The organism is Streptomyces sp. NPDC111516 (assembly GCF_055635345.1).
The window spans coordinates 878,051-900,571 of record NZ_JBVKBV010000001.1 but is presented as its reverse complement, the minus strand read 5'-3'; the positions used below and the strand labels follow the sequence as shown (position 1 = coordinate 900,571).

Annotated in this window: 16 protein-coding genes; 12 read left to right on the top strand and 4 right to left on the bottom strand. The window is 68.1% G+C overall.

Annotated features, from left to right (window positions below):
* Positions 1–308 precede the first annotated feature (308 nt).
* The 6 genes from ACZ7L9_RS04240 to ACZ7L9_RS04215 all read left to right on the top strand — a co-directional run bounded on the left by ACZ7L9_RS04240 (position 309) and on the right by ACZ7L9_RS04215 (position 9,654).
* Entirely contained in the window at positions 309–1,427 is a 1,119-nt protein-coding gene (locus ACZ7L9_RS04240) for a DegT/DnrJ/EryC1/StrS family aminotransferase (RefSeq protein ID WP_471412340.1), read from the top strand.
* Positions 1,424–2,434, top strand: coding sequence for a Gfo/Idh/MocA family protein (locus tag ACZ7L9_RS04235; RefSeq protein WP_471412338.1), 1,011 nt, complete (start codon positions 1,424–1,426; stop codon positions 2,432–2,434). Before ACZ7L9_RS04240 ends, ACZ7L9_RS04235 begins: the two co-directional genes overlap by 4 nt.
* A gap of 104 nt (positions 2,435–2,538) precedes the next feature.
* The gene (locus tag ACZ7L9_RS04230) at positions 2,539–5,127 is read left to right on the top strand and encodes a glycosyltransferase family 4 protein (protein WP_471412336.1); all 2,589 of its coding nucleotides are present in this window, start codon (positions 2,539–2,541) and stop codon (positions 5,125–5,127) included.
* 23 nt (positions 5,128–5,150) lie between these two features.
* Positions 5,151–6,737, top strand: a complete 1,587-nt coding sequence (locus tag ACZ7L9_RS04225; protein WP_471412334.1) for a glycosyltransferase family 4 protein — start codon at positions 5,151–5,153, stop codon at positions 6,735–6,737.
* Positions 6,734–8,368: a glycosyltransferase family 2 protein gene (locus ACZ7L9_RS04220; RefSeq protein WP_471412333.1), complete on the top strand. Its 1,635-nt coding sequence runs from the start codon at positions 6,734–6,736 to the stop codon at positions 8,366–8,368. The genes ACZ7L9_RS04225 and ACZ7L9_RS04220 overlap by 4 nt, the downstream gene beginning before the upstream one ends.
* 2 nt (positions 8,369–8,370) lie before the next feature.
* Positions 8,371–9,654: a nucleotide sugar dehydrogenase gene (locus tag ACZ7L9_RS04215; protein ID WP_471412331.1), complete on the top strand. Its 1,284-nt coding sequence runs from the start codon at positions 8,371–8,373 to the stop codon at positions 9,652–9,654.
* A 95-nt stretch (positions 9,655–9,749) separates the two neighbouring features.
* Here the strand turns inward: ACZ7L9_RS04215 and ACZ7L9_RS04210 are convergent, their stop codons facing one another.
* The 4 genes from ACZ7L9_RS04210 to ACZ7L9_RS04195 all read right to left on the bottom strand — a co-directional run bounded on the left by ACZ7L9_RS04210 (position 9,750) and on the right by ACZ7L9_RS04195 (position 14,563).
* On the bottom strand, positions 9,750–10,904 hold the full coding sequence (locus ACZ7L9_RS04210; protein WP_471412329.1) for an acyltransferase family protein: 1,155 nt from the start codon (positions 10,902–10,904) through the stop codon (positions 9,750–9,752).
* 194 nt (positions 10,905–11,098) lie between these two features.
* Positions 11,099–11,713, bottom strand: a complete 615-nt coding sequence (locus tag ACZ7L9_RS04205) for an acyltransferase (RefSeq protein WP_471412327.1) — start codon at positions 11,711–11,713, stop codon at positions 11,099–11,101.
* Complete coding sequence (locus ACZ7L9_RS04200; protein WP_471412325.1) at positions 11,710–13,311, bottom strand: glycosyltransferase; 1,602 nt, start codon at positions 13,309–13,311, stop codon at positions 11,710–11,712. The genes ACZ7L9_RS04205 and ACZ7L9_RS04200 overlap by 4 nt, the downstream gene beginning before the upstream one ends.
* On the bottom strand, positions 13,289–14,563 hold the full coding sequence (locus tag ACZ7L9_RS04195; RefSeq protein WP_471412323.1) for a hypothetical protein: 1,275 nt from the start codon (positions 14,561–14,563) through the stop codon (positions 13,289–13,291). The genes ACZ7L9_RS04200 and ACZ7L9_RS04195 overlap by 23 nt, the downstream gene beginning before the upstream one ends.
* 274 nt (positions 14,564–14,837) lie before the next feature.
* On the opposite strand from ACZ7L9_RS04195, the gene rplU reads away from it, so the two are divergent.
* The 6 genes from rplU (at position 14,838) to ACZ7L9_RS04165 (ending at position 22,423) form a co-directional block, all read left to right on the top strand.
* Complete coding sequence (rplU, locus tag ACZ7L9_RS04190; protein WP_030921216.1) at positions 14,838–15,158, top strand: 50S ribosomal protein L21; 321 nt, start codon at positions 14,838–14,840, stop codon at positions 15,156–15,158.
* A 14-nt stretch (positions 15,159–15,172) separates the two neighbouring features.
* Positions 15,173–15,430 carry a 50S ribosomal protein L27 gene (gene rpmA, locus ACZ7L9_RS04185; RefSeq protein ID WP_018103204.1) on the top strand — a complete coding sequence of 86 codons (258 nt, stop codon included), beginning with the start codon at positions 15,173–15,175 and terminating at the stop codon, positions 15,428–15,430.
* Between the two features lie 160 nt (positions 15,431–15,590).
* Entirely contained in the window at positions 15,591–17,027 is a 1,437-nt protein-coding gene (gene obgE / locus ACZ7L9_RS04180) for a GTPase ObgE (protein WP_471412321.1), read from the top strand.
* 349 nt (positions 17,028–17,376) lie between these two features.
* A complete protein-coding gene (locus tag ACZ7L9_RS04175) occupies positions 17,377–18,876 on the top strand; it encodes a D-ribitol-5-phosphate cytidylyltransferase (RefSeq protein WP_471412320.1) in 1,500 nt (499 codons plus the stop codon).
* Positions 18,877–19,029: 153 nt separating this feature from the next.
* Positions 19,030–21,054 (top strand): hypothetical protein, encoded by a 2,025-nt coding sequence (locus tag ACZ7L9_RS04170; protein WP_471412318.1) that lies wholly within the window; start codon positions 19,030–19,032, stop codon positions 21,052–21,054.
* Positions 21,055–21,205: 151 nt separating this feature from the next.
* A complete protein-coding gene (locus ACZ7L9_RS04165) occupies positions 21,206–22,423 on the top strand; it encodes a glycosyltransferase family 2 protein (protein WP_471412317.1) in 1,218 nt (405 codons plus the stop codon).
* The last annotated feature ends 98 nt before the right edge of the window (positions 22,424–22,521 follow it).

Below are 22,521 nucleotides of genomic sequence, written 5' to 3'. Positions count from 1 at the left end.
AGCATGTGGGCTGTGTCTCGTCAGCCGTAACCTCAGGAAAACCAGCTGTGAAAAGACTGATAATGTGACGCGGCTGACGCTGGATACGTCATTCCCGAGAATGCTCATCAGCGCGTCGGCCCGCTTCAGGCAGGACAGACCATCCTTTACACCCCGGTGCACTGGCCCCCGGGGAAAAGGGTGATTTGCGCGCAATATATTGGTACAGAATCGGCCATGCGCCGGGGCGGCGGAGCCTCATGCGGGCATTCGCGTGCCCTTGGAGCCGTCGTCGGTCACAGCTCTTGCGGTGTTCAAGGAGGATGTCCATGTCGAGCGACAACAGGGAAGCGATCCCTGCTGCCCGACCCGTGATCGGTGACGACGAGATCGAGGCCGTGGTACGCGTACTGCGCAGCGGTCGTGTGGTGCAGGGCCCGGAGGTCGCGGCCTTCGAGGAGGGCTTCTCGGAGCTGGTTGCCGGACACCACTGCGTCGCCGTCAACTCCGGTACCTCGGCCCTGCATCTGCTGCTGCTCGCCCTCGGGATCGGCCCCGGTGACGAGGTCATCGTGCCCTCGTTCTCCTTCGCGGCCTCCGCCAACGCGGTCCGCCTGGCCGGTGCCGATGTGGTCTTCGCGGACATCGAGCCGGGCAGCTTCGGCCTGGACCCGGCCGCGGTCGAGGCCGCCATCACGCCGCGTACCGCCGCGATCATGCCGGTGCACCTGTACGGTCACCCGGCAGCGATGGACAAGCTCATGCCCATCGCCGACAAGCACAAGCTCGCCGTGGTCGAGGACGCCTGCCAGGCGCACACCGCGGCATTGAACGGCACCCCGGTCGGCACCTTCGGCTCCGGCGGCACGTTCAGCTTCTATCCCACCAAGAACATGCACTCCCTCGAAGGTGGCATGGTCACCACCGCGGACGCCGAGGTGGCGCGCACCCTCAGGTTGCTGCGCAACCAGGGCATGGAGCAGCGGTACGCCAATGAGATCGTCGGCGCCAACATGCGCATGACGGACGTGTCTGCCGCCGTCGGGCGCGTACAGCTCGGGAAGGTGCTCGGCTGGACCGAGCAGCGCCGCGCCAACGCCGCGTACCTCGACGAGCACATCACCGTGCCCGGCGTCACCGTCCCGCCCGTCGCCGACGGTTCACGCCACGTTTACCACCAGTACACCATTCGGGTGCAGGGTGACCGAGACGCCGCCATGGCCAGGCTGAGCGAGGCGGGCATCGGCAACGCCGTGTACTACCCGACTCCGATCCACCGGCTGAAGCCGTACTGGGAGCCCGACCAGAAGGCGGGCCGGATCTGGGACCTGCCGGAGACCGAGCGGGCCGCCGCCGAGGTCGTCTCGCTGCCCGTGCATCCTTCGCTGACGCCGGAAGACCTGGACCGCATCGTCGGCGCCGTGAACTCGCTGGGAGAAATACAGTGACCGCAGGACTGAGAGCCGGACTGATCGGCCTCGGCTCGATGGGCCGCCACCACGCCCGTGTGCTGGCCGGCCTGGAGGACGTACAACTGGTCGGCGTCGTCGACCCGATGGGGGACAAGAACGGCTGGGCGCAGGGCGCCCCCGTACTGTCAACGGTCGACGAGCTCATCTCTCTCGGTGTCGACTACGCGGTCGTGGCCTGCCCCACCGCGCTGCACGAGGAAGTCGGCCTTCAGCTCGCCGAGGCGGGTGTCTGCGCGCTGATCGAGAAGCCGGTCGCCGACACCGTGGAAGGTGCCCGACGGCTGGTCGACGCCTTCGAGTCGCGTGGCCTGGTGGCAGGCGTCGGCCACATCGAGCGCTGCAACCCGGCGCTGCGGTCGCTGCGCTCCCGGCTGGAGGCGGGCGAGCTGGGCGAGGTGTTCCAGGTGGTCACCCGCCGACAGGGCCCGTTCCCGCACCGCATCGCCGATGTCGGTGTGGTGAAGGATCTCGCCACCCACGACATCGACCTGACCGGCTGGGTGACGGGACAGACCTACACCTCGATCTCCGCCCACACCGTTTCGAAGTCCGGCCGTCCGCACGAGGACATGGTCTCCGCGGTCGGCCAGCTTTCCGACGGCACCATGGTCAACCACCTGGTCAACTGGCTGAGCCCGCTCAAGGAACGTTTCACCTCCGTCACCGGCGAGCGCGGCACCTTCATCGCCGACACCCTCACCGCCGACCTCACCTTCCACTCGAACGCCGCGGTGGCCACCGAGTGGGAGGCGCTCCAGGCCTTCCGCGGTGTCTCCGAGGGCGACATGATCCGCTACGCGATCCCGAAGCGTGAGCCGCTGCTGGTCGAGCATGAGCTCTTCAGGGACGCTGTTCTGGGCACGTCGGACGACATCTGCACATTGCGGCAGGGGCTGCGGACCGTCGAGGTGGCGGCTGCGGTTCTCGAGTCGGCCGCGAGCGGCACGACCGTCCGCGTGGACGTCGACAGCGCAGCGAGCTGAATCCCCGGCAGCGGGCACACCGTTCATCTCCCCGGTCCGCTTCGCACTCCCGGGAGTGCGAAGCCGGCTCCGGCCCGTTTGTCTTGCACCGGAGGAAGTACAGAATGAAATCCCCTGCTCGTCGGCCGCGGCTTGCCGTGATCGTCGCCAACGGCATCACGGGCGACTCACGGGTCCAGAAAACGGCTGTGGCCGCTGCGCGCGACGGCTGGGACGTCACGCTGATCGGCAGGAGCGACACCAAGCGTGTCCAGCGGTCGAGGCTGGGGCCGATCGAGGTGGTCCGCGTCCCCGTGGCCAGGGAGTACCTGCGGTCGGTGAAGGCGCGCAAGGCTCATCCGCTGCGTGGCGCCATGACCCAGTTCCGTCTCCATGACCAGGTGGCGATGAGTCGCTACCGTGCGTCCTATCAGGCATGGGTGCGCCAGACGTCCGCCGAGACGACCTGGTCGGGCATGCCGCGGCGGACGTCGCTGAAAGCTGTGCTGCGTGCCCGCCGTGCCGTCTACAAGCTTCGGGTGCGTGCCTTCAAGTGGGAGCAGCGCCGGACGCCGAAGGACTCGGATCCGGTCCGTGACTGGCGTCTGGACTGGCCGCAGTTGGTCGATCTGGATCTGGCGTTCGGTCCGTTGATCGAGGAACTCAAGCCGGACGTCATCCACGCCAACGACGCCACTACGATCGTGACGGCCGCGCGCAGCGCCGCACGGCTCCGGGCGAGCGGCCACCAGTGCGCGTGGCTCTACGACGCACACGAGTACATTCGCGGTGTCGAATGGCCCAACCCGCGGCAGGCCTACGCACTTCCCGCAGCCGAGGCCGAGTACATCGGCCGGGCCGACGCGGTTGTCACCGTTTCCCCGCAACTGGCCGAGCTGCTCAGGGACGACCACAAGCTTTCCGGACTTCCTCTGGTCGTGGGCAACTCCCCGGTCCGCGAGGTGATCGGATCCGGGTCGGTGCCGTCGTCAGTCCGTGAGGCGTGCGGTCTGGGGCCCGAGGTCCCGCTCATGGTGTATTCGGGGTGGCTGGGGCCTGAACGCGGTGTGGACGCTGTGATCGACGGTCTCCCCGAACTGCCCGGTGTGCACCTGGCGCTCGTCTGCAGCCGGATGACGCCGCTTCTGGAGCAGCTGCTGGCGACCGCCGAGACGCTCGGAGTGCGCGACCGTATTCACTTGGTGCCCTACGTGCCGCAGCATCAGGTCGCCGACTACCTGTCCTCGGCGGATGTCGGCCTGACTCCGTTCAAGCGGGTTCCCAACTGCGAGGTCTCCCTGCCGACGAAGGTCTCCGAGTACCTTCAGGCCGGGCTCCCGCTGGTGACCAGCGATGTGCGTGTGATCAAGGCATACGTGGAGGAGAAGGGGCTCGGCGAGGTCTTCACCTGGGATGACCCGACCACCTTCGCGGCTGCCGCGTCCCGCGCACTGAAGCGTCGTGATGAGCTGGCCGCGCACATCACCGAGGACGTGCTCAAGGAGCTCTCCTGGGAGCACCAGAGCGCCGGACTGCTTCAGCTGTACCGCACCCTGTCGAAGAAGAAGCCACCGGTGCCGGTCACGCAGGTCTCCTGGACCGTTCAGGAGACCCCCGGGGCCATGCAGATCGCTGCGAGCAGTGGGGAACCCGGAGTACCGGCCTGGACCGCGCTCGGCTCCACACCGATCAAGCTGGGCATCGGTCCGGCCAACTACGCCGGTCAGGGTGCGGCCTTCGCCCAGGCGGTGTCGCAGGCGAATCCGGATGTGTCCGTCGAAGTCGTCATGAACCGGCGGACCGACAGCTTCGGCTACCCCGCGGACGTCTATGTCGACGCCGACCGGCTCGGCGAACTCGATGTTCAGCTGCAGCAGGTGAAGCGGATCGTCGGCCGCTACAGCCATCTGATCGTCGATGCCTTCATGCCGGTCTTCGGGCGGCTCAACGGTGACACCATCGCCGGAGACCTGGCCGCGCTGCGCAAGGCTCGTATCAAGGTGGCGCTCCTGTCGCACGGAAGCGACATCCGCAACCCCGCCCGGCATCTGGAGCGCCACGAGTACTCGCTGTTCCGGGACGCGCCCGACGGAATCGCCGAGAGGCTCCAGAGCAAGGCCGAGGTCAACCGGCGGATCGCCGACGAATGCGGTCTCCCGCTCTTCGTCACGACTCCCGATCTGCTCGAGGACCTGCCGATGGCGCAGTGGGCTCCGCTCGTGGTGGATGTCACCTCATGGGCTGCCGAGCGGCCCGTGATGGAGCGCAAGCGGCCCATCGTGCTGCACGCCCCGTCCAAGCGCTGGACGAAGGGTACGGACCGGATCATGCCCGTACTCACCGAACTGCACGACAAGGGCGTGATCGACTTCAGGCTCGCGGAGGGCATTCCCTGGGCCGAGATGCAGGCACTGGTCAAGGAGAGCGATCTGGTCCTGGACCAGTTCACCACAGGCAGCTACGGCACGTTCGCCGTGGAAGCGATGGCTGCCGGCAAGCCAGTGATCGGCTACATCAGCACCACGGTGAAGGCCGCGACCAACGACGAGCTGCCACTTGTCGGCGCCACCCCGGACACCCTGCGTGAGGTACTGGGCTCCTTGATCGACGACCGTGCGGGGACAGCGGCCATCGGCCGCGCTTCGGTGGAATTCGCGCGTAATTACCACGACGGACGCAGGACAGCACAGGTGCTGAACGGTTTTCTCAAGTGACGCGTCCGGGGGAAAGGCTGTTGATGGAGATGCAGGAATCCGGCATCGACCGGCCCGGCAGGGGCCGGGTCGTCATGCTGGTCGACAACAAGGTCGACGGCGATTCGCGGGTGCAGAAGGCTGCCGAGTCCATGGCCGCCGCCGGCTGGGACGTGACGCTGCTGGGCCTGGTGCGCTCGGGCAAGGGCCGCAGCTGGAAGCTGGGCGACGCCGAAGTGCGGCTGCTGCCGCTGAAGACGCCACTGGCGAAGCGGCATGCCGAGCGGCACCGCTCGCTGCTGCGTCGCCCTCTGGCGTACCCGCCCGGCCCCCTCGCGGCGTACCGCCGACAGTGGGCGAAGGCATGGCGCGCGGATGTCGCCACGCGTCGGGCCGCGCTCAAGGTGGCCCCGCAGGCGGTCGGCACGCCGGGATTCCGGAAGATGGAGCAGGCTCGCCTCGTGGCGGCCGGGCCGGCATCGAAGGTGATGCAGCGCTGGATCGAATTCCGCTCCCGGCAGTCCACCGAGGCGCAGAAGGCCGGCCGACGCCTGCGGGGTCCGCTGGACCGGGCGTTCACCGCGGCCTGGAAGGCTGCCAAGGGGAAGCGCGCCTGGCGCAGGCTCGAACCCGCCTTGTGGGACTACGAGCTGACGTACGGAAAGGAGATCGACGCCCTCAAGCCGGATCTGATCCACGCCAACGACTTCCGCATGCTCGGCGTCGGTGCCCGCGCCACCGTCCGCGCGAGGGCCGCGGGCCGTCGGGTCAAGCTGGTCTGGGACGCGCACGAGTTCCTGCCCGGAGTCCGCCCGTGGGAGGACAACGCCCACTGGATCCCGGGCAATACGGCACACGAGAGCGAATTTGCCCCGTACGCCGACGCGGTGGTGACCGTCTCCGAGGGCCTCGCCGATCTGCTCCGTGAGCGTCACTCCTTGACCGCGCAGCCAACGGTCGTGCTCAACGCCCCCGACCGGCCGGTCGAGCCGCTCGACGAGGACGATGTCGAACCACTGCCCGATCTGCGGGAACAGTGCGGCATCGGTCCGGACGTTCCGCTGGTGGTCTACAGCGGCTCGCCCGGACCTCAGCGCGGCCTCGGCGACATGGTGGAGGCGCTGCCGCAGCTGGAAGGCGTGCACATCGCATTCGTCGTTCCGAATCCGGCCGCCGGCTACATCCAGGGCCTTCTGGCCCGAGCGGAGGAGCTGGGGGTGCGGGAGCGGCTGCACGCGGTGCCGTACGTACCGCACTGGCAGGTCGTCCGGTTCCTGTCCGCCGCGGATGTCGGCTGCATCCCGATCCATCACTGGCCGAACCACGAAATCGCTCTCATCACCAAGTTCTTCGAGTACTCGCACGCCCGGCTCCCCCTGGTCGTCAGCGATGTGAAGACGATGTCCGAGATGACCCGTTCGACGGGCCAGGGCGAGGTGTGCACCGCTGAGGACGTTTCCGATCTGGTCCGCGCGATCAAGCAGGTGCTGGCCGATCCGGATCGCTACCGTGCCGCCTACGACAAACCCGGGCTGCTGGATACCTGGACCTGGGAAGCCCAGGCCGACGTCCTCGACGGTCTCTACACCAACCTGCTCTCCGACCCAAAGAAGGCGGAAAACAGACGATGACGACGGTTCCTGACGTCAGTGTGGTTGTCGCCGTGTACAACACCATGCCCTACCTGACGGAGTGCCTGAACTCCCTCGTCGGGCAGAGCATCGGGCTGGACCGGCTGGAGGTCGTCGCGGTCGACGACGGTTCGACGGACGACAGCGCCGCCGAGCTCGACCGCTTCGCCGAGCGCTACCCGGACACGGTCAAGGTCGTCCACCAGGCCAACTCCGGGGGCCCGGCGATGCCGAGCAACCGGGCACTGGAGCTCGCGACCGGCAGGTACGTCTATTTCATAGGCTCCGACGACTACCTCGGCGAGGAGGCGCTGGAGCGGATGGTGAAGTGCGCAGACACCCACGGTTCCGATGTCGTCGTCGGCAAGATGGTCGGCACCAACGGCCGGTACGTGCGCCAGTCGCTCTACAAGGCCAACGACTCCGACGTCAGCCTCTACGGACCCGAGCTGCCGTTCGCGCTGGCCAACACCAAGCTCTTCCGCCGCGACCTCGTGGAGAAGCACCAGCTGCGCTTCCCCGAGGACCTGCCGGTCGGCAGCGACCAGCCCTTCACCATCGAGGCGTGCGTCCACGCCCGCCGAATATCCGTGGTCGCCGACTACACCTGCTACTACGCCGTGAAGCGCGGGGACGCCAGCAACATCACCTACCGTGCCAACCATCTGGCACGGCTGCGCTGCACCGCAGTGATCATGGACCATGCGGCCGGGCTGATCGAGGCCGGGCCGGACCGGGACGCTGTGCTCAAGCGTCACTTCACCTGGGAGCTCTCCAAGCTCATCCAGGACGACTTCGTGGACCTCGACGCCGAGACGAAGCGCGAGATCTGTGCCGGTATCACCCGGCTCGCCGACTCCTACCTGACGGATCCGCTCAGCGATTCGCTCCCGGTCAAGCTGCGGGCGAGACTCCGGCTCGCGCAGCGCGGCGCCGTCGACGAACTCTGCCGCGCGATCAGCGAAGAGGCCGAGCACGGTGCGCCCCCCTTCCACCTGGAGGACGGCCGGGCCTTCGCCCGCTACCCCGGGTTCCGCGACGCGGGGCTGGAGCTCCCCGACCGCTGCTTCGAACTGGTCGGGGAGATCGTCCCCGGACGCCTGGCCAACAAGACCCGGCTGATCGAGTCGGAGTGGGTGCAGACCGGCGAGGAGCTGGCACTCGCACTGACGATACGGATAGGTGTCGTCGGCGACACCGGCTCCGCGGTCGTCCGTCTCGTCGAGGGGGCCATGCCCAAGAGCGCCGACAAGGCACGCGCCCGCCGACTGCCGGACGGGCACGATCTGCCCCCGGCGCAGGGTGAGTCGACCAGGGAACTCGCGGACGACGGCAACGCCACCGTGGTGCGGGCCCGGATCCCGCTCGAACCCCGTACGGTCAAGCGAGGCGTGCGGGTCTTCGTCGACGTGGCCGGCGGAACGTACGAGATTCCGGTACGGGGCGACGGCCGGCCCATGCCGCTGGCCCGCAGATGGCACGGCGAAGCGGACCCGTACCGGGCCGCGGCGCGCCTCAACACCAAGGGCCGCATGGTGATCGGAACCGGCCCGCTCCACCCGCCCAAGAAACCGCTGGGCTCGCGGCTGCGATCCCTGTTGACCGGCGCCAAGCGCTCCAAGAGGAAGTAACCATGAACATCTGTGTAGTCGCCCTGGGCAAGATCGGCCTGCCGCTCGCCGTGCAGTTCGCCGCCAAGGGGCACCGGGTGATCGGCGCCGACGTCAACGAGAAGGTCGTCGAGCTGGTCAACGCCGGCATCGAACCCTTCCCCGGCGAGCACGATCTCGACATCAAGCTCAAGGAGACCGTCGAGGCGGGGCTGCTGACCGCGACGACGGACACCGCGTCCGCCGTCGCCCGGTCCGAGGCCGTCGTGGTCGTCGTCCCCCTCTTCGTGGACGCCGAGGGCACGCCCGACTTCGGCTGGATGGACTCCGCGACCAGGGCGATCGCCGCCGGTCTCAAGCCGGGCACCCTCGTCAGCTACGAGACCACGCTGCCGGTCGGGACCACCCGTACCCGCTGGGCGCCGATGCTCGAAGAGGGCTCCGGCCTCAAGGCCGGCGAGGACTTCCACCTGGTGTTCTCGCCGGAGCGGGTGCTCACCGGCCGGGTCTTCGCGGACCTGCGCCGCTACCCGAAGCTGGTCGGCGGGATCGACGAGGCATCGGCAGCGCACGGTGTGTCGTTCTACGAGTCGGTCCTGGACTTCGACGAGCGTACGGATCTGCCGCGCCCCAACGGCGTCTGGGACCTGGGCACTTCGGAGGCGTCCGAGCTGGCCAAGCTCGCCGAGACGACCTACCGCGACGTCAACATCGGTCTGGCGAACCAGTTCGCGCGCTTCGCCGACCAGCAGAACATCGATGTCCTCAAGGTCATCGAGGCCTGCAACTCCCAGCCGTACAGCCACATCCACCAGCCGGGCATCGCCGTCGGTGGCCACTGCATCCCGATCTACCCGCGGATGTACCTCTGGAACGACCCCTCGGCGACCGTGGTGCGTTCGGCGCGCGAGGCCAACGCGGCCATGCCCGAGTACGCGGTCGACCTGCTCGCCGCCGCCTACGGCGACCTGGACGGGGTGGGCGTGCTGGTGCTGGGCGCGGCCTACCGCGGCGGTGTGAAGGAGACGGCCTTCTCCGGCGTATTCCCGACCGTCGAGGCCCTGAAGGCGCGCGGCGCGGTGCCGTTCGTCTCGGACCCGATGTACACGGCCGAGGAGCTGACCGCGCACGGTCTCGTCCCGCACGAGGGCCAGACCGTCACCGCAGCGATCCTCCAGGCCGACCACGCCGAATACCGCGAGCTGGCCGCCGCCGATCTCCCGGACGTCCGCGTCCTGGTCGACGGCCGCCGCACGACGGACCCGGCCCGCTGGGAAGGTGTCCGCCGCGTCGTCATCGGCGGCTGATCACCGTACGCGTACGAGGGGCCCCCGCCGACCTGGTCGACGGGGGCCCCTCGTCGTCTGCCGGACCCCGGCCCGGTGGGGCGCCGGGCGCGCAGTCAACTATGGGGCAGCGCCGGCGGATTGCTGGATTCCCGGGCCAGAGCCGCGCGCAGCCAGTTCTGCGAGGGCCGCTCCACGAACCGGTGCACCAGCCAGGCCAGCGCGATCAGCGCGGCCGTGGTGACTCCCAGAGTGGGCCAGGCGCCCAGGTGCCCGAACAGCTTGCGGATCACGGCCCAACCCAGCTCCTCGTGGAGGAGGTAGAGCGGGTAGACCAGGGCGCCTGCGGTGGACAGCCACTTCCAGTTGATCCAGTTCACCTTGCGCAGCGCCACGGCCAGCACCAGCAAGTAGAAGACGGTGACCAGGGCCAGTGCGAGGTACGGGTCCCGATCCATGCCCTTGTCGTGTCGCAGCTTGTCGGCGTGTTCGACCAGGTCGCTCTGCATCACCAGCCAGCTCGCACCCAGCAGTCCCCACAGCTTCAGATCGGGTCCGAAGCGGTACATCAGATACATCGCAATGCCGGCCACGAACAGCGCGGTGTTCAGCGGCTGGGCGAAGATTCCGAGCAGCGGCACGTTCTGGTCCTGCTGGACGAGGACGCTCGCCAGCAGCCACACCCAGCAGAAGACCGAGACGCGCCGGTAGTCGACGCCCTTCCAGAGAACCGCCAGGAAGACCAGGTAGAAGGTGAGCTCGACCCAGAGCGTCCAGTAGGCACCCACCAGATGCCGTGCGGAGAGGGGCACCTGGAACATCGTGAGGTTGGTCAGCGAGTCACTGATACTGGGCGCGGTGCGCTGGCCGTCCGGCAGCACGCGCCAGACCAGGAAAGCGACGACGGCGGAGAACCAGTAGGCGGGGAACAGCCGCAGGAAGCGGGCGCGTACGAACTGCCCGGGCGTGCGGTTCCAGGCCGAGAGGCAGATGACGAAGCCACTGATGATGAAGAAGAGCTGGACGCCGTACGAACCGTACGACGTGACCGGGAAGAGCCAGGGGAACAACTCCTTCGGGTTCACGCCCCAGTTGGCCTTGGTCGCCGCGTCGACGCCGGTGAAGTGGAACAACAGGACGGACAACGCCGCCAGGACGCGCAGGGCATCCAGTGCGTAGAGCCGGGGTACGGCCTCCTTCTTGGGCGACTGCGTTCCGTGCACGCCGACTGCGTCCGGTTGACCCGGGACCTGGACATCGGTCTGGAACATGTCGACCTCACTTGTAAGGCGCCTGTAAATCCAGTCATCTTATGTGTCCGACTGGAACGTGCGGCCGCACCGGCGGCCGGGGCGGCAGCCGACATCTGACCGGCTCCGTGAGCGTTCGAAGGTGGTGCCAGAGACGGAAGCGCCGCGGGATCGGCCCCCTGAACGAGGGCGTTTCCCGCGGCGTTCTCCTTGGCTCAGCCCTTGGGCTGTGCGGCGCGCTCGGACAGCACCCCGGCCTTCTCCTCGTATACCGCACCCGTCTGCGGGCACTCCCACACGCCCGGCTCGCCCGGGCTCTCCACCAGCTTCACGCCGGCGTGACCGACCCAGCCGACCTGCCGGGCCGGGACACCGACGACCAGAGCGAAGTCGGGGACGTCCTTGGTGACCACCGCACCGGCCGCGACCATGGCCCAGCGGCCGATCCGGACCGGGGCGACGGCGACCGAACGGGCGCCCAGGGACGCCCCCTCGGCGATCTTCACCCCGACCGCCTCCCAGTCGCCGCCGCGCTTCTGCTTGCCGTCGGGGGCGACGGAGCGCGGGTTGTGGTCGTTGGTGAGCACCACCGACGGGCCGATGAAGACACCGTCGGCAAGTTCGGCGGGTTCGTATACGAGTGCGTAGTTCTGGATCTTGACGTTGTCGCCGATCCGGACACCCGTACCCACGTAGGCGCCGCGCCCGACCACACAGCCCTCGCCGAGCCGGGCCTGTTCGCGGATCTGAGCGAGCTCCCAGACACTGCTGCCGGCGCCGATCTCGGCGGTCTCGTCGACCTGGGCGGTGGGCTGGACTCTGTAGTTCACTGCGCGTCTGCCTTTCGGAGTGGGGCCTCGACCGGCGAGCTTACGTCGCGGTCGCCGCCCAGCAGCAGGCGGTCGTAGTCGCTGCGCACGGTCCCCCAGTCCCAGGTCGAAAGGGCGTACCGGGACGCCTCACGTCCGGCCTCGGCCCGGATCTCCTCGGACGCGGTGACGGCGAGGATGCGCTCAGCAGCCTGCTGCGGGGTGGTGACGACCCAGTCCTCGGGGAAGAGGGTCCGCGTGCTGTGCGGACGGCCGGCCACGAACGGCCAGTCCCGGACGACCGGCACGGCACCGGCCGCCGCTCCCTCCATCAGGCCGACATGACAGCCCTCACGGACCGAGCTGCTGAGGATCACTCCCACTCCGGTGAGCACACCGGGTACGTCGTCGCTCGGCCCGAGCCTGATCACGGCACCCGTGGGCTCCAGCTCGGCGAGATCCTTCTCCAGCGCCGAGTGATATGCGGCGGCCGCCGCGCCGGGTGCCGGATCGATGCCGTCGCCGACCATCAGCAGGCGGTACCGCTCGTCCCGGGCCCGAAGCAGCCTGAGCACCTCCAGAGCCCAGCGTGGATCCTTGGCGATCTGGCCGATGCCTATCAGGCCCACGGTGAACCGCGCGTCGTCGCTCTTGGGACGGTCGAACCGCCGCAGGTCCAGTGCGTTGTGCAGGAAGTGGAGGCGTGGCGCGGCGGTACCGAGCAGCCGGGGAACGGCGGCGGTGGTCAACTCCCGCATGTGCTCCGCGATGAACACGACATCGTCGACCCGGGAGAAGTCCATGATGTGCGGCCAGTACGTGAACGACTCGTACTTGTGGAGCCGGACGACGACCCGGGTGCTGCGCGGGTCCACCAGGGTCATGAACGCGGCGGCCGTGGAGCACCACTCGATGAAGACCGTGTCCGCCCAGTCCAGATGGGGGCGCAGCGCCGCTTCGACCTCGGCTGCGTACGCGGCCTGGCTCCCGAGCGGCAGCTCGATCATCCGCCGCAGGCCCTTGGCCAGCGGCGCCAGTACCGGATCGGCCGCCAGGTCCAGCGTGCGGAGCTCGACACCGGGGTGGTCCGCGTAACGCTCGGTGAGCAGGCCCAGGAAGTTGGCATTGGCCCGGTTCACCACGAGCAGCCGCAGCGGCCGGTCGGTCGGGGGCGCGGCGGGCGGTGTCTTCCGGCCGCGGGGTGCGGCCACCGCGCGGGCGGTGGTGCTGGTGCGCAGCCGGGCGGTGAATCCGGCCGGGTCGTCCGACAGGGGCGAGTGGAGCCGGTCGACGTGCGGAACCCGGTGAAAAGCCAGCAGCAGGGCCTGGGTGAGAGACGCGGCGGCCTCCTTCTTGCGGCCCGCCTTGAACCTGGAGTCCGCGTAGGACAGCTCGGCGGCGTACGCCTGGACGAGATGGCGGGGGACGAGGCCCCGGCCGAGCTGGACTGCGGCCGCCTCACCCAGCAGGTCCGCCTTGAGCCGACGGTTCCGGACGCGTTGCGCGCAGACACCCAGGACTCGTGCGGCGACGACCGGCCGGTCGGTACGGGCCATCCGGGCGACTGCGCGTCGGGCGGCCTTCGCCAGAAGTTCATCAGGAATCTGTGGTGTCGGCACAGTACGTCTCCACTGTTGAGGAAGGAACTCGGACCGTACGGTCAATCGGTAGTGAGGGAAAGCCCCGAACTGCTTGTGTAATCAAGGCAATTCCCAGCGTCACCGGTATCCACATGAGCACTCCCAGCCGATCGGCCTCCTGGACCAGGGGATGCGCGGCTATCTGGGCGGCACCGGTCAGCGTCACCGCGCAGGCCAGTGGGCCGAGCACCCCGCCGCGACGCAGCAGCACCCACAGCGCGAGCACCGTGGCCACCAGGAAGAACGGCATTGCGGCCTGCTCACCGATCCAGTGACTCCAGTACTTCAGATCGAGATCGACGAGCCGGGCCCAGGGGTCCGGGACCTCGGGGGCACGGAAATGGTGGGTGAAGGTGTCCTGGAGGGTGACCTCCGACGAGGGAAGCCCGAGCAGCTTCATCACGAGTTCCACGGCACCGGCGCATCCCGCGGCCACGCCGGCGAGCAACAGATCCGCACGGCACCGGCGCAGGAGCCAGGAGATGAACATCGCCGCCGCGATCAGCGCGGCCAGCATCAGTGCTGTCGAATAACGGGTGACCGTGCAGACCGCCAGGGAGCCGATGAACAGCGCCGCACCCACCGTACGCCTGTCCCGCGCCATGAGCACCCCGCCCCACACCGCGCCGAGCACACAGACGGTGACCAGGCCCTCGCTGAGTGCCTGGAGACTCCACCAACCGAGCGGTGAGACGAGGAAGGCGATCTGGCCGGTCACGGCGGCCGCGGGCGAGAGCCCGGCCCCGCGCAGCAGCCCGTAGACGGCCAGGGAACCGCCCACGGCCAGCAGCAGCCCGAGCGCCCGCATGCCGTCGAGCACCCCGAGCGCACCGACAAAGGGAGCGGCGAGCAGGGGGTAGCCGGGACGGGACGAGAAGATCGATTGGTAGCGGGGATCCCCGGTGGTGATGTCGGGGGCGGTGGACCATCGCTTCAGGCAGGCGGCCTCGCTCGCCGCCCCGGCCGCGCCGGGCCCGCCCTCGCCGGCCAGCGGATCGAGCTTCTCGCTCCGGGCGGCCTCGTCGGCCCGGCTCGCACAGAAGGCGGAGAGCGCGGCCCGGTGCGCCTCGCCCCGGTCGGCTCCGAGGTACTCCTCGGCAGCACGGGCGTACCGGTAGGAGTCGGGGAAGAGCGTCCAGGAGGTCCCGGCGGCCAGCTGTGCCAGCACATAGACGGCAGACACCAGAAAGGCCAACAGCCAGGCACGGCCGGGCGGGACGGAGCGTGGCATCGATAGCCTCAGGCTGTACGGAGAGTTACGAAAATGGAAAAGTTAGCACGCGGGAGCCGGTGGACCGGCTCCTGGAGGCCCGGTTTGACCGCCCGGGAGCGGCCCCGTAACCTTGACCCTCGGCGTGTTTCCATGCGCGCCCACCCCTGAGCACATTCCTCCTGATGGACCTGTCCGTCAGGAGAGGCCGCTCATCCTTCCGGATCGTCGCGGGCTTCGGCCTGTGCGGGCGGCTGGCATCAGGGGATCCGTTCCGAGCGAGAGAGAGATCCGCGTGTACGCCATCGTGCGCAGCGGTGGCCGCCAGCACAAGGTTGCTGTCGGTGACATCGTTGAGGTTGACAAGATTTCCACTGCCCAGGTTGGCGACACGGTCGAGCTCTCGACCCTGCTCGTGGTCGACGGCGACGCCGTGACCAGCGACCCGTGGGTGCTGGCCGGGATCAAGGTCCAGGCCGAGGTCGTGGACCACCACAAGGGCGCGAAGATCGACATCCTTCGCTACAAGAACAAGACCGGCTACCGCCGTCGCCAGGGTCACCGTCAGCAGTACACGGCGATCAAGGTCACCGGTATCCCCGCGGCTGCGAAGTAAGGGACTGAGGAGACATGGCACACAAGAAGGGCGCATCGTCCACCCGGAACGGGCGCGATTCCAATGCTCAGCGGCTCGGCGTGAAGCGCTTCGGCGGTCAGGCCGTCAACGCCGGTGAGATCCTGGTCCGCCAGCGTGGCACCCACTTCCACCCGGGCACGGGCGTCGGCCGTGGTGGCGACGACACGCTGTTCGCACTCGCCGCCGGTGCGGTCGAGTTCGGCACGCACCGTGGCCGCAAGGTCGTGAACATCGTTCCGATCGCCGGCTGATTTTCGGCGCTCGTCGAGCGGTTTCTGCGGAGGCGGACCTCACTTCCCATACGGGAAGCGGGTCCGCCTTTCGCGTGTTTCTCCCATGAGAGACGGCCTTCTCCTAGTGGGACGGCACGAGTGAGACATTTCTGCATGTATGTAACTGGAGGTTCCAACCATGACCACCTTCGTGGACCGCGTCGAGCTGCATGTCGCCGCGGGTAACGGAGGCCACGGCTGTGCCTCCGTTCACCGTGAGAAGTTCAAGCCGCTCGGCGGTCCGGACGGCGGCAACGGCGGCCGCGGCGGCGATGTGACCCTGGTCGTCGACCAGGACATCACCACGCTCCTCGACTACCACCACAGTCCCCACCGCAAGGCCACCAACGGCCAGCCCGGCGCGGGCGACCACCGCTCCGGCAAGGACGGGCAGGACCTGGTCCTGCCGGTGCCCGACGGTACGGTCGTGCTCGACCGGAACGGCAATGTGCTGGCCGACCTGGTCGGCCAGGGCACCACGTTCGTCGCCGGACAGGGCGGCCGCGGCGGCCTCGGCAACGCCGCACTGGCCTCCGCCCGCCGCAAGGCCCCCGGCTTCGCGCTGCTCGGCGAGCCCGGTGAGGCCCGCGACATCGTCCTGGAGCTCAAGACCGTCGCCGACGTCGCGCTGGTGGGCTACCCGAGCGCCGGGAAGTCCTCGCTGATCTCGGTCCTGTCGGCGGCCAAGCCGAAGATCGCCGACTACCCGTTCACGACCCTCGTCCCGAACCTCGGCGTGGTCACCGCGGGCAGCACCGTCTACACCATCGCCGACGTCCCGGGCCTCATCCCGGGCGCCAGCCAGGGCCGGGGCCTCGGCCTGGAATTCCTGCGGCACGTGGAGCGCTGCTCGGTGCTCGTGCACGTACTGGACACCGCGACGCTGGAGTCCGACCGTGACCCGGTCTCCGACCTCGAGATGATCGAGGAGGAGCTGAAGCAGTACGGAGGCCTGGAGGACCGGCCCCGCATCGTCGTTCTCAACAAGATCGACATCCCGGACGGCCAGGACCTCGCCGACATGATCCGCCCGGACCTGGAGGCGCGCGGCTACCGCGTCCTCGAGGCGTCCGCCGTCGCCCGTACCGGCCTGAAGGAGCTCTCCTTCGCGCTCGCGGGCATCATCGCCGAGGCGCGCGCGGCCAAGCCCGTGGAGGTGGCGACCCGTATCGTCATCCGCCCGAAGGCCGTCGACGACGCGGGCTTCACCGTCACCAAGGAGGAGGACGGCCTCTACCGGGTGCGCGGCGAGAAGCCGGAACGCTGGGTCCGGCAGACCGACTTCAACAACGACGAGGCCGTCGGCTACCTGGCCGACCGGCTCAACCGTCTCGGTGTCGAGGACGAGTTGATGAAGGCCGGCGCCCGCGCGCGCGACGGCGTGGCCATCGGCGCCGAGGACAACGCGGTCGTCTTCGACTGGGAGCCGACCATGGCGGCGGGCGCGGAGATGCTCGGCCGGCGTGGCGAGGACCACCGTCTCGAAGCGCCGCGGCCGGCGGCGCAGCGCCGCCGCGACCGCGAGGCGGAACGCGACGACGCACAGCGCGAGTTCGACGACTTCAACCCGTTCTAGGACGTTCAGCCGCAGCCGCAGCCGCAGCCGCAGCCGCAGCCGCCGAAGCAGTCGCACTTTCAGTCGAGGCCATACCGCCGGACGGGTCTGTTCGTCATCCCGTCCGGCGGCCCGGCATGCTCTCGATGTCACTCGATCGGCGGAGCCGAACCCGCTCAGGGGTGATTCATGCCGCTCAACCGTGTGGCGTCGGTCACCCGGCCGGGAGGTGTCAATTCCGGTATTCGCCCTGATCGCAGGGCAACGCGAGGTGTCCATACGGCATGCAGCGGCCGACGTCCACCTTGCGAGACGGTAACGGAGAGTGCAACCATCGCTGTATCTCCCAGCCCCGCAAGGTAGGTCGTCTGTGTCTGCTCAGCACATAGCCAAAGCCCGAACCACAGCAGTCGTGCTCGCCGGTGGTACCGGCCAGCGCGTGGGACTGTCCATCCCCAAGCAACTGCTGAAGATCGCAGGCAAGGCTGTCATCGAGCACACGCTGTCGATCTTTCAGCAGGCCGACTCCATCGACGACATCATCGTGCTGATGGCTCCGGGCTACGTGCCCGACGTGGAGAAGATCGTCGCCAAGGCCGGACTCACCAAGGTCACCAAGGTGATCGAGGGCGGCTCCACCCGTAACGAGACCACCGAGCGTGCCATCGCGGCGCTCGGCGAGGGCCTGGCCGAGGGCGAGGACCGCAACGTCCTGTTCCACGACGCCGTGCGCCCGCTGCTGTCGCAGCGCGTCATCAAGGACTGCGTCGACGCCCTGGACCGCTACCAGGCGGTCGACGTCGCCATCCCGTCCGCGGACACGATCATCGTGACCCGCACCCACGGCGGCGACGGCGAGTTCATCACCGATGTGCCCGACCGCTCCCGGCTGCGCCGCGGCCAGACGCCGCAGGCCTTCAAGCTCTCCACGATCCGCCGGGCGTACGAGGTCGCCGCCGGCGACCCGAACTTCCAGGCCACCGACGACTGCTCGGTCGTCCTGAAGTACCTCCCGGACGTGCCGATCTACGTCGTCGCGGGCGACGAGTACAACATGAAGGTCACTCAGCCCGTCGACGTCTTCATCGCGGACAAGCTCTTCCAGCTGGCCTCCACGGCCGTCCCGCAGCCGACCGACGACGCCGCCTACCGCGAACTGCTCACCGGCAAGACCCTCGTCGTCTTCGGCGGCTCGTACGGCATCGGTGCGGACATCGCGACCCTCGCCGAGTCCTACGGTGCCACCGTCTACGCCCTGGGCCGCTCCACCACCGGTACGCACGTGGAGAACCCGGAGCACATCGACGAGGCGCTCTCCAAGGCGTACGCGGACACCGGCCGCGTCGACTACGTGATCAACACCGCGGGCGTGCTCCGCATCGGCAAGCTGGCCGAGACGGACAACGCGACCATCCAGGAAGCGCTGAACGTCAACTACCTGGCGCCGGTACAGATCGCCCGTGCCTCGTACAAGTACCTCGCCGAGACGAAGGGCCAGTTGCTGCTCTACACCTCCAGCAGCTACACCCGGGGCCGCGCGGAGTACAGCCTCTACTCGTCGACCAAGGCCGCCATGGTCAATCTCACCCAGGCGCTCTCGGACGAGTGGGCGGGCGACGGCGTGCGGGTGAACTGCGTGAACCCCGAGCGCACCGCCACGCCGATGCGCACCAAGGCGTTCGGGAACGAGCCCGCGGGTACGCTGCTTTCCTCCGAGGCGGTTGCCAGGACCTCCCTCGACGTCCTGCTCTCCGAGATGACCGGCCATGTCATCGACGTACGCCAGCAGGACCCGACCCGTGGTGCTTCCGAGGCGTCGGGTTTCGAACAGGCGCTGGCCGCTGTCCTGGACCGACAGGCCGATGTGTAATACTGCTTGGTAATCGACTATTCGGACCCCTGTAGACGCCGCGTGCGAACCACAGGGGTCCGAATTCGTGAAGCTCTGACTTCACATTTTCCCCGCAAGGTAATCAGTCGGCATCCTCGGGAGCGGTACTTCGTGATTTCGAAAGCCATTCGCATGGCTCGAGTGGGCAGTGGCTCGGAACTGGCCGCAGCCCTCCTCATGGCCCTGGGGTTCCCGTGCATAATGCTCGCGGCCATAATCCCCAATCTGTGGTTCTTCGCAGGTGCTGCCGCGGTGACCTACCTGGCCGACCAGTATCTGCACCACTGCGGTAGCTACCTGGTCAACCGGCTTGCCGCCGTCCGCGCGGGGCTTTCGATCCGTTTCCTGGTCCGCCAGCTGCTGCTGATCCTGCTGCTCTCCCGCATGGGTTACGGAGAGCAGACGTTGTTCTACGTGACGGTCGCCTGCCTGCTGGTTTTCTATGGTCTCCAGGCACCGCAGAGCGTGGTGGTCACCCTCATCAAGCTCCGCCGCAAGCTCCCGGTGGTCACGCGCAACGTCGACCTGGAGCAGGTGCGGATCCAGGACGCTCCGCCGTCGCTGCTGATGAACCACCCCGCGGAGAAGATGCTCCATCTGGACGTCTTCGCGATGGTGGGTGTGCTGGTCGCGATCGAGACCGAGGCGACCGGCTTCGCCTACGCGGGCCTGGCCGTCACGCTGGTGCTCGCGCTCTGCTACGTGGTGGCGCTCCTCCCGTACATCCGTCCGAGCCGGCTGGTGGGGCCCGAGTCCAAGGTGCTGAGCGCCGTGGACACCTGGCTGCGCGAGTACAAGCCGGACGTGGTTCTCTACTTCTCCGGCTCCAAGGATTCGGCCTACCAGGTCAACATGTGGCTGGAGACCATGGCGCAGCTCGACGGCCGCCCGCTGATCCTGCTGCGTGAGCGCCAGATAATGCCTCAGCTGAACACGACGTCGGTGCCGGTGCTCTGCGTGCCCGGCGGCGTGCACCTGATGAACCTGAACCTCTCGTCGGTACGGGTCGCGCTCTACGCGGCCAACGTCGGCAAGAACATCCACCTGCTCCGGGTGCCGACGATGAAGCATGTCTTCATCGGTCACGGGGACAGCGACAAGCTCGCCAGCGTCAACCCGTACAGCAAGGCCTACGACGAGGTATGGACCGCGGGCCGGGCCGGCCGGGACCGTTACGCGCTGGCCGATGTCGGTGTGCGCGACGAGGACATCGTCGAGGTGGGCCGCCCGCAGCTGGCCGCCATCCAGCCGTGGTCCGGTGCGCCGAAGAACCCGATCCCGACCGTGCTGTACGCCCCCACCTGGGAAGGCTGGGACGACAACCCGGGCAACACCTCGCTCCTGCTGGCCGGCGAGAACATCGTCAAGCGGCTGCTGAACGCGGAGCAGCCGGTCCGGCTGCTCTACAAGCCGCACCCCTTCACGGGAACCCGCAGCGCCAAGGCCAAGGCCGTGCACCAGCGGATCACCGCGTTGATCGAGAAGGCCGCCGTCGAGCGCGCCACCGACCCTCGCTGGGCGAAGGAATCGGCGGCGCTCCAGGCGGTGCAGGCCGAGGCGCGGGCCGAACTGGCCCGTATCGAGGCCCGGCTCACGGCACTGTCGAGCGGTGACCACGTCGCAGGGGACGAGGCCGAGGTGTCCCGCGACTCGCTGGCCGACCCCGCGCGCGAGGCCGAGATCGGGCGGCTCAAGGACGAGTGGAACGCAGCCTCGTGGCGGGCGCTCGGCTGGTGGGAGCACAAGGTCATCACGGGCGCCCGCATGCGGCTGTACGACTGCTTCAACGAGTCGGATGCCATGGTCTCGGACATCTCCAGCGTGGTGTCGGACTTCATCGCGAGCGGCAAGCCGTACGCGGTCACCGATTCGGCGGTGCTGGGCGAGGACGAATTCCGCCGGCAGAACACCGCGGTCCGTGCCGCGGTCATCCTGTCCAATGCCGCGACCGAGCTGGACGCCCTGCTCGCGGCGGTGGTGGACCCCGCGGCGGACACCTTGGCGGCCGACCGGCGCGAGCTGAAGGAGTACCTCCTCGGCCCGGACGAGCCCACCTCGATCGTGCGGTTCGACACGGCGGTGAAGGCGCTCGCGGCCAAGTCGGAGGCCCGGAACGCAGGTCTGGCGAGAAACCTCGGCGAACCGGTGAGCGGCTGAGAGTCAGGCTGGCTCGCTTACACGATTCATCCGGCCCGGCATAGCCCTGAAAGGGTTGTGCCGGGCCTTTGTGGTGAAGGTCACTCTTTCGAGTGGGTAGTGCCGGGCAACCAACGCTCCGGGGCGACTGTCTTCTGTTGATGTGAACGAGATGCCAACTCCTGACGTAACCGTGATCATCGGCGCATATGAGGCGATGCCCTACCTCATCCGATGTCTCGAATCGGTGGAGACGCAGACCATCGGTGCCGACCGGATCGAGATCGTGGCGGTCGATGACGGTTCGACCGATGGCACCGGTGAGTACCTGGAGGAGTTCGCGGCCCGATCCGCGGTCCCGACGAGGGTGGTCAGGCAGGAGAATTCCGGCGGTCCGAGCGGGCCGCGCAATGTGGGTCTCGGCATGGCGAGGGGGCGCTATGTGTTCTTCCTCGATGCGGACGACTACTTCGGTGACGAGGCCCTGGAGCGGATGGTGGCCATGGCCGACCGGGCGCACACCGATGTGGTGCTCGGCAAGGTGGTCGGGGTCAATCGCGGAGCGCCCAAGTCGATGTGGACAGGCACCAAGGAACGGGTCAACGTATACAACTCCAAGGTCATTTACACGCTGAGCGCACAGAAGCTTTTCCGGCGTGAACTGCTGGAGCGAATTGGTCTGAGATTCGATGAGGAACTCAAGACCGGTGAGGATGCGCTCTTCACCATGGAGGTGTATCTCCGGGGCGCCGGAGTCTCCGTCATCTCCAATTACACCTGCTATTACCTGGTCGGCCGGGACGACGGAAAGCATGTGACCAAGAGCGGCACCTACGTATGGCGCTTCGATTCCATGCGGGCCATGATGGCGCTCATTCACCGGCTCGAACCGGCCGGACCGAAGCGGGACTTCCTGATGGTCAGGCCCTTCACGGTCGGGACGCTGCAGCAGTTCGGTCCCAACTTCCTCCGGGACTCGGAGGAGGTGCGGCGCCACAAGATGGAGCTTGCGGCTCCGCTCATGGAAACGTACTGGAACGACAGGGTGGCGCGCCTGATCAAGGTCGCCGAGAGGCTGCGGCTCGCCGCTGTCGCGGCGGGCCGGGCCGACGTGCTGGTGGACGCGCTGACGTATCAGCGGGCGAAGACGGTTCCGGATGTGGTCAACTCGCGAAAGGGGGACAAGGCCTTCCTCGCGTACCCGCACTTCCGGGACCCTTCGAGCGGTCTTTCGGAATCCGATTTCGAGGTCACCGTGCCCGACTGGCATGACGGCAAGCGCATCGAGAAGCCCGAGGTCATAGCCCGTAAGCCGTCATTGTCGCGGCGCGTCGTCCGGCGTATGCGGCGGGACGTACGACGCTGGAAGCTGAGGATCAACGCAGGCTGAGCAGGTCCATTCCGGCCAAATTCCGTACGTGCGTTCGCATCTCGTTCGCGGGGTTGACGCAGGACGAATTGCACAGCAATTCTCAGTAAAGTCGCCTC